Origin of the sequence: Streptomyces sp. NPDC048291 (assembly GCF_043201715.1) — a bacterium.
In the GTDB taxonomy this organism is placed as follows: Bacteria; Actinomycetota; Actinomycetes; order Streptomycetales; family Streptomycetaceae; genus Streptomyces.
This window is the reverse complement of the sequence record NZ_JBICZC010000029.1, coordinates 12,072-24,799: the sequence shown is the minus strand read 5'-3', so window position 1 is coordinate 24,799 and position 12,728 is coordinate 12,072. Positions and strand designations below refer to the sequence as shown.

Below are 12,728 nucleotides of genomic sequence, written 5' to 3'. Positions count from 1 at the left end.
GCTAGGGTTCGAACTCGTGTGTGCGCATGTGCTGGTCGCCGAGGACGACGAGATGCAGGCCGAGCTGATCCGGAGATCGCTGCTCGCCGAGGGGCACAGCGCGACCGTGGTCCACGACGGGGCCGCCGCGCTGGACGCGGCCCGGCGGCTCGGGCCCGACCTGGTCGTCCTCGACCTGATGCTCCCGGTGATCGACGGCTTCGGCGTCTGCCGGGTGCTGCGCGGCGGCGACCCGGAGATCCCGGTGCTGATGCTCACGGCCCGCTCCGACGAGGACGACGTGCTGCTCGGCCTCGAGCTCGGCGCCGACGACTACATGACCAAGCCGTACAGCCCGCGCGAGCTGATGGCCCGGATCCGGACGATCCTGCGGCGCAGCGGGCGGGCCGCCCCGGTCCGGGAGGAGGAACCCGCCGTGACCGCCGCCGGGATCAGCGTCGATCCGGTGCGGCACGCGGTGCGCTGCGACGGGGAGCCGGTGGAGGTGACCCCGGCCGAGTTCCAGATCCTGCTCGCCATGGCCGGGGAACCCGACCGGGTGTTCACCCGGCGGCAGTTGCTCCAGTGCACCCGGGGCTTCGACCGGTCCTCCACCGAACGGGCCGTCGACGTCCACGTGATGAACCTGCGCCGGAAGATCGAGGCCGATCCGCGGCGGCCGGTGCGGCTGGTGACCGTGTTCGGCGTCGGCTACAAGCTGAGCGGCAGGCGGCCGTGAGGCCCCGGATACCGTGGCGCAAACGGCTGCTGGTCCGGCTGCTGTTCACCTCGGTACTGATCGCCGTCTGCTCGGTGGCCGCCACCGCCTGGCTCGCCGTGACCACCACCACCAGCGCGCTGGAGGAGGAGCAGGGGCAGGACCTGGCCGCCGACAACAGGATCCTCGCCGAGCTCAGCGGGTACGCGGCGGACCACCCGGACTGGAGCGGGGTCCGGGACACCGTGCGGACGCTGGCCGCGAAGACCGGCCGCAGGATCGCCCTGACCACCGCCGACCGCACGCTGATCGCCGACTCGGCGCCCCACGACACCCCGCTGCCACCGCGGCCGGCCGCGGCCGTGGACCCCCTGCACACCGACACCTACACCGAGTTCGGCGCCCAGCTCAGCGGCATCGACCCGCGCGCGGTCGGCCCGTACCGGCTCACCGCGGCCGAACGCAGGAAGATGGACCTGATCGCGGAGAAGCAGAAGTCCTGCTTCGACCGGTTCAGCGCCGGCACCAGCGTCCGGCACACCCCGAGCGGGCGGCCCTATCTCGTCGTCGAGGACGGCACGGACACCTCCTACTACTACAAGTACGGCTGCGGCGACCTCGTCGTGGACGGGGCCATCGGCCTGAACTCGGCGCTCGACTTCCCGACCGCCACCGAGACGGAGGCCCTCACCGAGCTGACCGGCCTGGCCCGCCCCTGCCTCCAGGCCAAGGACATGGACCTGGGCGGCAAGCTCTCCCTCACCTTCGACACCACCGGGCGCACCCCGGTCTCCGGCGGTTTCCTCTACACCAGGAAGGACGCGAAGGACGAGACGTACAAGAAGGGCGTCGAGCGGTCGATGGACCAGACCGCGAAGAACTGTGTTCTCAACGCCCGGCGAACCCAGCTCGAACCGTACGTCGCCCCGGCCGCAGAGCTCTTCCTCGGCATCGGCGACCAGACCGCTCCCCGCTTCGACATGTCCCGCGCCAACAAGACGAGGATCGTCGGCGCGGCCGGCCTGGTCCTCGCCGTCACGGTCGCCGTCACCGCCGTCGTCGCCATGCGCCTGGTACGACCGCTGCGCGCGCTCACCGCCGCCGCCCAGCAGCCGCCCGAACTGCACGTGCGGGCACCGGTGCGCACCCGGGACGAGACCGGGCTGCTGGCCGAGGCGTTCAACGACCTCACCGAGCGCCGGGAACGCCTGGAGGAGCAGCGCAAGGCGATGGTCAGCGACATCGCCCACGAACTGCGCAGCCCGCTCACCAACATCCGTGGCTGGCTGGAGGTCACCCGGGACGGCCTCGTCGACCCCGATCCGGTCCTGCTGGGCTCCCTGCACGAGGAGGCGCTGGTCCTCCAGCGGATCATCGACGACCTCCAGGACCTGGCCGCCGCCGACGCCGGCACCCTGCGCGTACACCGCGAACCGGTGCGCGCCGCCGACCTGGCCGAGCAGGTCGCCGCCGCCCACCGCGTCGCCGCCGACGCGGCCGGGGTCACCCTGCTGACCGACACCGACGGCACCGCCTGGCTCGACGCCGACCCGGTGCGGATGCGACAGGCCCTCGGCAACCTGGTCTCCAACGCCATCCGGCACACCCCCGCCGACGGCACGGTGACCCTGTCCGCCCGCCGCGCCGGCGACGACGTCGTCCTCACCGTCACCGACACCGGTCCCGGCATCGCCCCCGACGATCTCCCGTACGTCTTCGACCGGTTCTGGCGCGCGGAGAAGTCCCGCAGCCGCCGCACCGGGGGCAGCGGCCTCGGCCTGCCGATCGTGCGCCATCTGCTGGCCGCCCACGACGGCACCGCCGAGGCGCGCAGCGAACCCGGCAAGGGCGCCGAGTTCACCCTCCGGCTGCCGGCCGCACCGGCCCCGGCCGACGTCAGCTGAACCGGCGCGCCGCCCGCTGCCGGCGCCGGGTCAGCAGCCGGCGCTCCGCCTCGGTGGTACCGCCCCAGACGCCGACGGCCTGCCCGGTCTCCAACGCCCAGCGCAGGCAGGGGTCCTGCACCGGACAGCGCTCGCACACCGCCTTCGCACGCCGGGTCTGGTGCAGCGACGGTCCGGTGGTCCCGATCGGGAAGAAGAGGTCGGGGTCCTCGTCGCGGCACTCGGAGTGGTCTCGCCAGTCGTCCATCGAAGTCACCTGCGATCCAAGTCGACTCTGCCGTGTCGTGTGCGCGTTGTCCGGCTCCGGGTCACCGGTCCGGGCACGGCTGAAACGGCCGACTCCCGCAGGATTCGCGGGCGGTCACTGCTCGCGCAGACCCCAGGGGGAGCCGTACTCGGTCAGCAGGTCGAGGAACGGGCGGGCCGGGAACGCCTCCGGGCCGAGGACGCCCGAGCCCGACCACGCTCCGGTGGCCAGGAGTTCGAGGGCGACGACCGGGTTGAGGGCCGTCTGCCACACCACGGCCTGACAACCGTACTCCGCCATGGACCACTCGTTGTCCACAACGTGGTAGAGATACACCTCCCGCTCCTGCCCGTCCTTCACCCCGCGCACCCAGGTGCCCGCGCAGGTCTTGCCGCGCATGCGCTCGCCGAGCGTCGCCGGGTCGGGCAGCGAGGCAGCGACCACGTCCCGGGGCGAGACCGCGACCGGGCCGTCCGCGCCGGGCACCGTCACCGGGGTGGTGCGGTCCAGACCCAGCAGGTGCAGCGTCTTCAGCGTCTCGATGAACTCGCCTCCGAGCCCGTACTTGAAGGTGACCCGCCGCGCGTCCACCCAGCGCGGCACCAGCAGCACCTCCTCGTGCTCGACGTTCACGCACTCGACCGGACCGATCCCGTCCGGGAAGTCGAACACCTCGGGCTCGCTGAACGGCGCGGTGGTGAACCAGCCGCGCTCCCGCTCGTAGACGACGGGCGGGTTGAGGCACTCCTCGATGGTGGTCCAGATGCTGAAGGAGGGCGCGAAGTCGTAGCCGTCCACGGTCAGGTTCGCGCCGTCGCGGATGCCGATCTCCTCGATGCCGTCGAAGAGTTCGTCGGCCGCGTACCGGGCGAAGACGTCCGAAAGACCTGGTTCCACCCCCATCCCGACCAGCGCCAGCGCGCCCGCCTGCTCCCACTCGCCGGCCAGCGCGAACTGCTCGTCGCCCAGCTTGACCCCGCACTCCTCGTAGGGCCGCGACGGATGCGGCCGGGACAGCGACATCGCCATGTCGAGGTAGTCCGCGCCGGCCTTGCGGGCGGCCCGGAACAGGGGCATGACGAAGCGCGGGTCGGTGGCGTTGAGCAGCACGTCGCAGCCGTGCCGGGCCAGCAGCGCGGCGACGGCCGCCTCGTCACCGGCGTCGACGCGCTCGGCGCGGAACCTGTCGTCGCCGACGGCGGCCACCGCCGCCTCGGCGCGGGCCGGGTCGTAGTCGGCGACCACCATCAGGTCGAAGAACGGCCGCCGGGCCGCGATCCGGGTGACGGCGGTGCCCACACCACCGGCTCCCACGAGCAGTACTCGCATGCGGGAATCTCCTTCTGTGACAGAGAGCGAAGTCGGACATGAGGGGCGCCTCGGCCGGAATGAAACGCCGGGTGGTCACGTAAGGTCAATGGCGTTGGCATAAGAACGGCGGGGAGCACACGATGCCCAAAACGGTTGTACCGGAGGAAAAGCGGCGCAGGCGTCGTCCCACCCGCGGTGGCACGGTGCTCTCCGAGGGGCTGATCGTGGAGGCCGCGCTGCGCCTGCTGCGCGAGCACGGCAGCACCGGCCTGACCGCCCGCCGCCTGGGCCTCGCCCTCGACTGCGACCCCAGCACCCTGTACCGCTACTTCCGGGGCATGGACGACCTGACCCTGGCGATCGGCGACGCGCTCATCGGCCAGGCGCTGGCCGGCTGGACTCCGACGGGGGAGTGGCGGACGGACCTGCGGGCCATCGGCCTGCGCATCCACGCGCAGTACGTCGCCCACCCGCAGGCGGCCCTTCTCACGACGAACCGCGTGACCGGCCGGGCCCACGAACTCGCCGCCGACGAGGCGGTCCTGGACGTCCTGCGCACGGCGGGCTTCTCACTCGCCGGGACCGTGCGCGTCTACCACGCCTTCATCGACCAGACCCTCGCCTTCGCCGCCCTCGACGCGGCCTCCCTGACCCTGCCGAAGGACTCCCAGCGCGCCGACGAGGACAAATGGCACTCGACCTACGCCCGCCTGCCGCACACCACCCACCCGCGCATCGCGGAGGCGTCCCGCCTGCTCGCGAAGCGGATGGTGACGAGCGCCTATCCGACGGCCCTGGAAATGCTCCTGGACAGCGCGGAACGGTCCTTGTGAACGCCCTGGCCCGGAGCGCCCCTTCGGGGGCGCGGGGCTGTGCAAATGTGCGGCTCCGCCGCGTGGGCGCGACCAACCCCCAGCCACCCGCACGACCATCGGCCGCCCCCCTACGGCTGGCGCAACGCACCCCCCGCCGTCCGCACCACCGCCTCCGCCACCGCCCCCAGCGCCGGTGAATCCAGCTTCCACTGCTGCCAGAACAACGGCACGTCGACCCACAGCTCCCGCCGCCCGCCCAGCCGCACCAACCGCCCGTCCCGCAACCGCGGTTCCGCCTGCGGCTCCGGCACCATCCCCCACCCCAGCCCCTGCGTCACCGCGTCCACGAACCCCTCGGACGTCGGCACGTAGTGCCGCAGCGCACTCGCGCCCGCACCGCCCAGCCGCCGTACGAACCCGTCCTGGAAGTCGTCGACCCGGTCGAACACGATCACCGGCGCCTCGGCGAGCACATCCGCCAGCGCCCCCGAAAGCCGCGCCGCCGCGAACTCCGGCGCCGCCACCGGCAGGTACCGCATCCGCCCGAGCGCCCGCACCGAACACCCCGGCACCGCGTCCGGCGACGAGGTCACCGCCGCCATCACCAGCCCCTCCCGCAGCAGCGCGGCCGTGTGGTCCTCGTCCTCCCGCCGCAGTTCGACGTAGACGCCCGGCAGTCCGGTCAGTGCCCGCAGGAACCACGTCGCCAGCGAGTCCGCGTTGACCGCGACCGACACCCGCGTCGGCTCCCCGGCGCCGCTCATGCCCAGTTCGCCGCGCGCGTCCCGCTCCAGCCGCGCCAGCTGCCGGGCGAACCGGACCAGCACCTCGCCCGACTCCGTCGGCCGCACCGGCTTGGTGCGTTGCAGCAGCACCCGGCCGGTGCGCTGCTCCAGCGCCTTCACCCGCTGGCTGACCGCCGACGGCGTCACATGCAGGGCCGCGGCAGCCGCGTCGAACGTGCCCTCGTCCACCACCGCCAGCAGCGTCCGCACCTGGTCGAGGGGAAGCTCCACCGTCTCACTCCCGTCTGTCTTCAGCTGTGCTAAGGGTACGTAAAAATCTTTAGCTGTACCCACAGTGATCGCTTCCGTAGCGTCGGGGGCATGTCCAGCTCTCTCGCCGCCGCTGCCGCGGGCTTCGGCAGCGGCCTCTCGCTCATCGTCGCCATCGGCGCCCAGAACGCCTTCGTGCTGCGCCAGGGCATCCGCCGTGACGCGGTCCTCGTGGTCGTCGGCATCTGCGCGCTCTCCGACGCCGCCCTCATCTCGCTCGGCGTCGGCGGGGTGGGCGCGATCGTCGTGGCCTGGCCCGGCGCGGTGCGCGTGGTCGGACTGGTCGGGGGCGCCTTCCTGCTCTGCTACGGCGCCCTGGCCGCCCGCAGAGTCCTGCGGCCCGGCGCTTCCGGCCTGCGCACCGAGGGCGAGGCGGCGGGGTCCCGGCGCCGGGCGGTGCTCAGCTGCCTGGCCATGACCTGGCTGAACCCGCACGTCTACCTGGACACCGTGTTCCTGCTCGGCTCCCTCGCCGCCGACCGGGGCGACCTGCGCTGGACCTTCGGCCTCGGCGCGGCCCTCGCCAGCCTCTGCTGGTTCAGCGCCCTGGGCTTCGGCTCCCGGCTGCTCGGCCGGTACCTCGCGGGGCCGGCCGCCTGGCGGGTGCTGGACGGGCTGGTGGCGCTGACCATGATAGGGCTCGGGCTGATGCTCGTGGCGGGATCCTGAGGCGCCGGGACCTGCCGTCGGCCGCATGCCGGGAGAGGCGGTTCGGCGGCCACGGAAGTTGCTGCGATAGTGAACCTGCAACAGAAAAGATGTAGCGGGCACCGAGAAGACCAGGACACCAGGAACTCCGTGGACACCAGCGAGAGCGGCACCCAGTCCGGCATACAGACCCCCGACGACGATCCCACGGCCGCCCCGCCCCGGAGCGGCTGGCGGCGCTGGGCGATGGACACCCGCCCGCTGCGCATCCCCGCCTACCGCAGGCTGTGGACGTCGACCATCGTCACCTCGGTCGGCAGCCAGCTGACCGCCGTCGCCGTGCCCAAGCAGATCTTCGACATCACCGGGTCGTCCGCCTGGGTCGGCGCGGCCAGCCTCGCCGGGCTGCTGCCGCTGATCGTGTTCGCGCTGTGGGGCGGTGCGGTCGCCGACACCATGGACCGCCGCAGGCTGCTGCTGATCACCAACATCGGCATCGGCGTGACCTCGCTGCTGTTCTTCGTCCAGGCGGCCGTCGGCATGGAGTCCGTGGCCGCGCTGATGGTGCTGCTCGCGATGCAGCAGGCGTTCTGGGGACTGAACGCGCCCGCCCGTACCGCCTCCATCGCCCGGCTGGTCCCCGAGGCGCAGCTGCCCGCCGCCAACGCGCTCGGCTCGACGGTCATGCAGACCGGGCAGGTGGTGGGTCCGCTGCTCGCCGGTGCGCTGATCCCGGTCATCGGGCTGCCCGAGCTGTACCTGATCGACGCGCTCGCGCTGTGCGTGACGGTGTGGGCGGTCTACCGGCTGCCCGCGCTGCCGCCGCTGGCGGCCGCGACGGCGCGGCGGGCCGGGGTGCGCGAGATCGCCGAGGGCTTCCGTTACATCTCCATGCACAAGGTGCTGCTGCTGTCGTTCCTCGCGGACATCATCGCGATGGTCTTCGGCATGCCCCGCGCCCTGTTCCCGCAGCTCGCCGCGGAGACCTACGCCCCCTACGGTGAGGGGCTCGCGCTCGGCCTGCTGTTCGCGGCGATCCCGGTCGGCGCGGTCCTCGGCGGGCTCTTCTCCGGCACCTTCTCGCGGGCCCGCAGGCACGGCCTGATGGTGATCGGCGCGGTGGTCGGCTGGGGTGCGGCCGTCGCCGGGTTCGGGCTGAGCCGCAACCTCTGGGTCGCCGTGGCCTTCCTGGCCGCCGCCGGGGTCGCCGACATGGTCTCGATGGTCTTCCGCGGCGCGATCCTGCTGTCCGCCGCCACCGACGAGATGCGCGGCCGGATGCAGGGCGTGTTCACCGTCGTGGTCGCGGGCGGTCCGCGGCTGGCCGACGTGCTGCACGGCACCGCCGGCTCGGTCTTCGGGCCGCGCGCGGCGGTCGCGGGCGGCGGGCTGCTGGTGGTGGCGGTGATGCTGGCCCTGGCGGTCGCCGTCCCGGCGCTGCGCCGCTACCGGGTCTGACCGGTCATGCGGGCCGCCGCCCGACGTAGGCGTCGAGGAGCTTGCCCCGGGTGACCTCCAGGCGGCTGGCGAGGATCTCGGCGACGGTGCGCACCAGCGACAGGCCGAGCAGCGGGTCCTCCACGCACAGCGCCAGCACGGCCGAGGCGTCGTACTCGTAGGCCCGTACCTGGCTGAAGGCCACCGCCCCGAAGTCCCAGGTGTACGGCGGGAAGAGCCAGGACCAGCCGAGCAGGTCGCCGGCGCCCAGGGTGGCGACGGTGACCCGCTTGCGCGCGGTCACCACCTGGTCCAGGTTGACCGCGCCCGAGCGGATCACCCAGAAGCGGTCGGCGGTGCCGCCGGCCTCGAAGATCCTGGAGTCCTCGGGGAAGGACACCTCGTGAGCCAGTTCCATGAGGCGCTCGCGCTGGGCCTGGGGCAGGGCGGTGAGCAGTTTGATCGCTTTGGTCATGGCACGGGGCTCCTCGCCGGCGAGGGTACGGGGTGCTTTCCCTACGCCCATTTCAGCCGCTGCCGCCCCGCCGGGCACCTCGAAGAAGGTGAGAATCGCCGCCGGGAACCCGTCCGGGCATGAAAAAGCCCTGGCTGGACGGGGGAGGCCAGCCAGGGCCGTTCAGAGGTGGTTCGGGAGGACCTGCTGTCAACTCCTCGACCACTTATGGATGAACGGTAAACCATCCAGAGCTATTTCGCGTAGCCGTGAACAGGGTACGTGACCCGTTTCACTTTGGGGAGCCCCTTGTCGCCCGCGAACGGGTTTGGCCGCGCCTCGACCGGTGAGGCGAAGGGAAGAGCCCCGATACGACGGGGCAGACCCCACCAACCGGTCCACCACCCAGGGGGCGAAAGGATGTACGACAACTACCGGACCGAGTCGACGACGGCACCACCCGAGTCCCCCCGGCCGCCGCTGCGCCCTGCCGACGCCCGCAGAGCGGTACGCGGCGCCGTCGCCCGACGCGCAGTGCCGTGCCCCGACCGGGCTCTCGACGACGCCCTGCTCGTCACCTCGGAACTCACCACCAACGCGATTCTGCACGGCGGCGGGATCACCGGCTTCGCCGTCGACGTCGAGGGCTGCGCGCTACGGGTGTCGGTCAGCGACCGCAGCGACGAGATACCGGTGACCGAACGGGCCGCGGACGACCGGCACCGGTGGCGGCCCGGCGGCCGGGGCTGGCCCATCGTCTGCCGGCTGGCCCGGGACGTGGAGGTCGCCGGACTGCCCTGCGGCGGCAAGCGGATCACCGCCGTCGTGTCCCTGGGCTGATCCCGGGGACGGTGTTTGCGCCCGGCCCGAAGGGGCAGACGGAGTGTCGTGCTTCGGACCGGAGGCGCGCGCCGACGGGAGCGGTCGTACGACGGCCCCGGGCCCGCAGAGAGCGGTCCGGGTGCTGCTTCCGCGGCGACCCCGACATCGCAGTTCGGGCCGAGTCCCGGGACCACGTTCCGGTGACGCCCTGAAACCCACAGTTCAGGAGCGATTCCGCATGCCCACCGACTTGTCGACCAGCCGTTCCCGCACGCCCGACGGCACCACCCGCACGGCACCTCGGCGGTCCCACGACGACGCGCCGGACACGGCGGCCCTCTTCACCCGGCTCGCCCCGCTCGACGACGGGCCCGAGCGGGACGCCCTGCGCGACGAACTGGTCGCCGCCTGGCTGCCCATGGCCCACCGCATCGCCGGCCGCTTCCGCGACCGCGGCGAGTCCGTCGAGGACCTGCGCCAGGTGGCCGCCCTCGGGCTGGTCAAGGCCGTGGACCGCTACGACCCGTCCCGCGGCGCCTTCGAGAGCTACGCGGTGCCCACCATCACCGGTGAGGTCAAGCGGCACTTCCGCGACCGGATGTGGGCGCTGCGCGTACCGCGCCGGGTGCAGGAACTCCGCAACCGGGTACGGGTGGCCCGCCGCGAACTCACCCAGAACCCGGGCTCGCCCGAGCCCACGGTCGCCGACCTCGCCGCCCGCACCGGCCTCACCGAGGACGAGGTCGGCGCCGGCCTGGAGGCACTGGAGAGCTTCAGCACCCTGTCCCTGGACGCCGAACTCGCCGCGGGCGAGGACGGCTACCGCCTCGCCGACACCCTCGGCGACCCCGACGCCTCCTACGACGTCGTCGTCGACCGGGAGGCGGCCAAGGAGGGGCTGCGCCGGCTGCCCGAACGGGAGCGGGCCATCCTCTACATGCGCTTCTTCGAGGACATGACCCAGAGCCGGATCGCCGACAGGCTGGGCATCTCCCAGATGCACGTGTCCCGCCTCATCAGCCGCAGCTGCGCGCGGGTCCGCGCCGAGGCGCTGGGCCGCACCGCCGGCTGAACCCGGTCAGGGGGCGGCGGGCCGCCGGACCGGGACCTCCAGCGGGCGGGCCAGACCCGTCACCGACTCGTCCAGGCGCTGGAGATGGCGCAGCACGCGGTCGGTCACCCTGCCGTAGCGCGGGGCGCGGAGCGTGCCCGGTTCCAGCATCGACGCGATGCTCGGGCCGGTCTCGATCCCGGCGTCCGGCCCGTCCCCGGCGACATGGGCGGCGATCGCCTCGATGTTGTGCACGATCCGCCGTCCCGCCCCGCGCAGCCGGGGATCCGCCGCGATCGACGGATGGGTGGGCAGCAGCTCCGCCGTGGCCGCCAGCGACCGGGCGTGGTAGGCGCAGGTCTCCAGGAGCGCCACCACATAGCGGGCGGTGTCCCGGCGGGAGCGCAGCGGGGTGATCGGATGCGTCAGCGGCTGGACGGCCGCGGCCAGATCCGCCAGTGCCTGGTCCAGGTCCCGCGCCTTCTCCACCAGGTCCACCGGCGGCGCCCCGCTCAGCTGGTCGGCCGCGGCCCGGGTCACGTCGGCCAGCCGGTCCAGGGTCGTCACCAGCAGTTCGTCGGTACGGCGGTCGGTGTGCACCGGCAGCACCACCGCGGCCGCGATCACCCCGCACACCGCACCGAGCGCGGTCTCCGCCACCCGCAGCACCAGGACGTCCAGGCTGTAGGTGTTGAGCAGCGTGTACAGCAGGCCCAGCATCGCCGTCACGAAGAACGACATCAGGGTGTACGAGATCGGCGCCGAGTAGAACATCGCGAAGATGAAGAGCAGCACCAGCCCGAACGCCGTCCAGGTGTGGTGCCCGACCAGGCCCGCCAGCACGATGCCCGCCACCACGCCGAGCACCGTGCCGAGCAGCCGCCGGTAGCCCTTCACCAGGATCTCGCCGGTGGACGCGGTGTTGAGGAACACGATCCAGCAGGTCAGCACCGCCCAGTACCAGCGCTGCGCGGAGAGGAACTCGCCGCCGACGACGGCCAGCGACGAGCCGACCGCCACCTGCACCGCCGCCCGCGTGGTGGGCCGCCGCAGCCCGGTCTCCTCCGCCGTCTCCCGCTCGCCCTCCTCGACGCCCTCGATGGCCGCGTCCTCCGCGTCCAGTTCCTCACGGGACCTGGAGGTCGCCGGGGTGTCGTCGGACTCGTCCTGCGGCCCGTCCAGCGCGATCCGCAGCCCCAGCACCGCCCGCCCGGCCTCGCCGATGCCCCGGAACACGTCCTGGACGGCGGGCGAGGCGGCCGGCAGGTTCTCCCCCTCGCGGTAGCCGAGCAGCCGGTTGCGCAGCCGGGCCAGCGCGGTCCCCTTCTCCGGGCCGCCCGGCCGCAGCACCAGCAGCCGCAGCGCCTCCAGGTCGAGCCGCAGCCGCTCCATCGCCTCGTCCCGCACCGGCGCCACGGCGGCCGACGGCAGCGGGGCGCCCGGCAGATGCAGGGTGAGCGTGTCCGCCCGCTCGGAGCTGCGGGCGGTGAGCAGCAGCAGCCCGAGCCGCTCGGCGGCGATCTCCGCGTCCGCGATCCGGCGCTGCACCAGCCTCGCCACCGCCTCGTCGGAGGTGCCGTCCGTGAGCCGCCCCTGGATCAGCAGCGCCGTCTCGTGCAGCCGGGCGGTCCTGACCCGGACCTCCTCCACCGCCTTGTCCAGCTCGTCCGGTCCGGCGTCGAGCAACTCGGCCTGGGCGGACACCAGTTGGGCGAGCCGGGCGCGGAAGGCCCGCCGCAGCCGGTCCAGGATGCCCGCGGCGGTCTCCCGCACCAGCACGAAACGCGCCACGGCCGCGCAGCCGAACGCCACCGTGATCGTGAGATACAGGCCGGGCAGCGCGGACACCGTCGCGTGCACGAACAGCGAGGCGAAGTAGATCTGGAAGCCGATCAGCCCCAGCGCCGTACCGCGGTCGCCGAAACGGCGGCTGTAGACCGCGCAGAAGATGAGCGCCACGAAGAACAGGTCGCCCATCACCACCCGCGCGTTGAGCAGCGCGCCCAGCGACATCGAGGCCAGCGCCACCGGCAGGCCCAGCGCGAGCGTGACGGCCTGCTCCGGGCGGCCCTTCTCCCGGATCGCGAAGGTGGCCACCATCGCCGTGATGGCCCCGGCCACCAGATGGGTCACCCCGGTCCGCAGCGCGGCCAGCACGGCGAGCGTCAGCGCGATCGACGTGACCGTGCGCAGGCCTGCGGTGAACCGGAGCAGCCCGGGGTCGGCCGCGGCGAGCCGCCCCCGGAACTCCGTCCACACCGACCGCCCCGCCACGGTCACCGAGCCG

Annotated in this window: 12 protein-coding genes; 7 read left to right on the top strand and 5 right to left on the bottom strand. The window is 73.0% G+C overall.

The features are described from left to right. Positions 1–16 precede the first annotated feature (16 nt). Together ACGF5O_RS47965 and ACGF5O_RS47960 are read left to right on the top strand one after the other, a co-directional pair. Positions 17–718 (top strand): response regulator transcription factor, encoded by a 702-nt coding sequence (locus ACGF5O_RS47965; protein ID WP_352364709.1) that lies wholly within the window; start codon positions 17–19, stop codon positions 716–718. Continuing rightward, a complete protein-coding gene (locus tag ACGF5O_RS47960; protein ID WP_393816272.1) occupies positions 715–2,601 on the top strand; it encodes an ATP-binding protein in 1,887 nt (628 codons plus the stop codon). Before ACGF5O_RS47965 ends, ACGF5O_RS47960 begins: the two co-directional genes overlap by 4 nt. On the opposite strand, the gene ACGF5O_RS47955 is transcribed toward ACGF5O_RS47960, so the two are convergent. Beyond that, on the bottom strand, positions 2,594–2,848 hold the full coding sequence (locus ACGF5O_RS47955) for a WhiB family transcriptional regulator (protein WP_393816271.1): 255 nt from the start codon (positions 2,846–2,848) through the stop codon (positions 2,594–2,596). The two genes, ACGF5O_RS47960 and ACGF5O_RS47955, sit on opposite strands and share 8 nt — an antisense overlap. Before the next feature lie 114 nt (positions 2,849–2,962). Further along, a complete protein-coding gene (locus ACGF5O_RS47950; protein ID WP_393816270.1) occupies positions 2,963–4,177 on the bottom strand; it encodes a saccharopine dehydrogenase family protein in 1,215 nt (404 codons plus the stop codon). Between the two features lie 122 nt (positions 4,178–4,299). Here ACGF5O_RS47950 and ACGF5O_RS47945 point away from each other — a divergent pair, with 122 nt between their 5' ends. Then, the gene (locus ACGF5O_RS47945) at positions 4,300–4,992 is read left to right on the top strand and encodes a TetR/AcrR family transcriptional regulator (RefSeq protein WP_393816269.1); all 693 of its coding nucleotides are present in this window, start codon (positions 4,300–4,302) and stop codon (positions 4,990–4,992) included. Between the two features lie 110 nt (positions 4,993–5,102). On the opposite strand, the gene ACGF5O_RS47940 is transcribed toward ACGF5O_RS47945, so the two are convergent. Further along, a complete protein-coding gene (locus ACGF5O_RS47940) occupies positions 5,103–5,990 on the bottom strand; it encodes a LysR family transcriptional regulator ArgP (RefSeq protein ID WP_393816268.1) in 888 nt (295 codons plus the stop codon). 90 nt (positions 5,991–6,080) lie between these two features. Between ACGF5O_RS47940 and ACGF5O_RS47935 the strand changes: the two genes are divergently transcribed. Next, positions 6,081–6,698, top strand: coding sequence for a LysE/ArgO family amino acid transporter (locus ACGF5O_RS47935; RefSeq protein WP_393816267.1), 618 nt, complete (start codon positions 6,081–6,083; stop codon positions 6,696–6,698). A gap of 129 nt (positions 6,699–6,827) precedes the next feature. Beyond that, on the top strand, positions 6,828–8,135 hold the full coding sequence (locus tag ACGF5O_RS47930) for an MFS transporter (RefSeq protein WP_393816266.1): 1,308 nt from the start codon (positions 6,828–6,830) through the stop codon (positions 8,133–8,135). Positions 8,136–8,139: 4 nt separating this feature from the next. Here the strand turns inward: ACGF5O_RS47930 and ACGF5O_RS47925 are convergent, their stop codons facing one another. After that, the gene (locus ACGF5O_RS47925; protein WP_393816265.1) at positions 8,140–8,589 is read right to left on the bottom strand and encodes a cyclic nucleotide-binding domain-containing protein; all 450 of its coding nucleotides are present in this window, start codon (positions 8,587–8,589) and stop codon (positions 8,140–8,142) included. A gap of 399 nt (positions 8,590–8,988) precedes the next feature. Between ACGF5O_RS47925 and ACGF5O_RS47920 the strand changes: the two genes are divergently transcribed. Both ACGF5O_RS47920 and ACGF5O_RS47915 read left to right on the top strand, forming a co-directional pair. Continuing rightward, positions 8,989–9,408, top strand: coding sequence for an ATP-binding protein (locus tag ACGF5O_RS47920; RefSeq protein WP_393816264.1), 420 nt, complete (start codon positions 8,989–8,991; stop codon positions 9,406–9,408). A gap of 220 nt (positions 9,409–9,628) precedes the next feature. Then, entirely contained in the window at positions 9,629–10,462 is an 834-nt protein-coding gene (locus ACGF5O_RS47915; protein WP_393816263.1) for a SigB/SigF/SigG family RNA polymerase sigma factor, read from the top strand. 6 nt (positions 10,463–10,468) lie between these two features. Here ACGF5O_RS47915 and ACGF5O_RS47910 read toward each other — a convergent pair whose 3' ends face one another. Then, positions 10,469–12,721, bottom strand: a complete 2,253-nt coding sequence (locus ACGF5O_RS47910; RefSeq protein WP_393816262.1) for an FUSC family protein — start codon at positions 12,719–12,721, stop codon at positions 10,469–10,471. Positions 12,722–12,728 lie beyond the last annotated feature (7 nt).

Coding starts and splice junctions, on each gene's coding strand:
- ACGF5O_RS47925 (WP_393816265.1), bottom strand. CDS start 8,589: ATGACCAAAGCGATCAAACTGCTCACCGCCCTGCCCCAGGCCCAGCGC.
- ACGF5O_RS47950 (WP_393816270.1), bottom strand. CDS start 4,177: ATGCGAGTACTGCTCGTGGGAGCCGGTGGTGTGGGCACCGCCGTCACC.
- ACGF5O_RS47915 (WP_393816263.1), top strand. CDS start 9,629: ATGCCCACCGACTTGTCGACCAGCCGTTCCCGCACGCCCGACGGCACC.
- ACGF5O_RS47920 (WP_393816264.1), top strand. CDS start 8,989: ATGTACGACAACTACCGGACCGAGTCGACGACGGCACCACCCGAGTCC.
- ACGF5O_RS47945 (WP_393816269.1), top strand. CDS start 4,300: ATGCCCAAAACGGTTGTACCGGAGGAAAAGCGGCGCAGGCGTCGTCCC.
- ACGF5O_RS47935 (WP_393816267.1), top strand. CDS start 6,081: ATGTCCAGCTCTCTCGCCGCCGCTGCCGCGGGCTTCGGCAGCGGCCTC.
- ACGF5O_RS47955 (WP_393816271.1), bottom strand. CDS start 2,848: ATGGACGACTGGCGAGACCACTCCGAGTGCCGCGACGAGGACCCCGAC.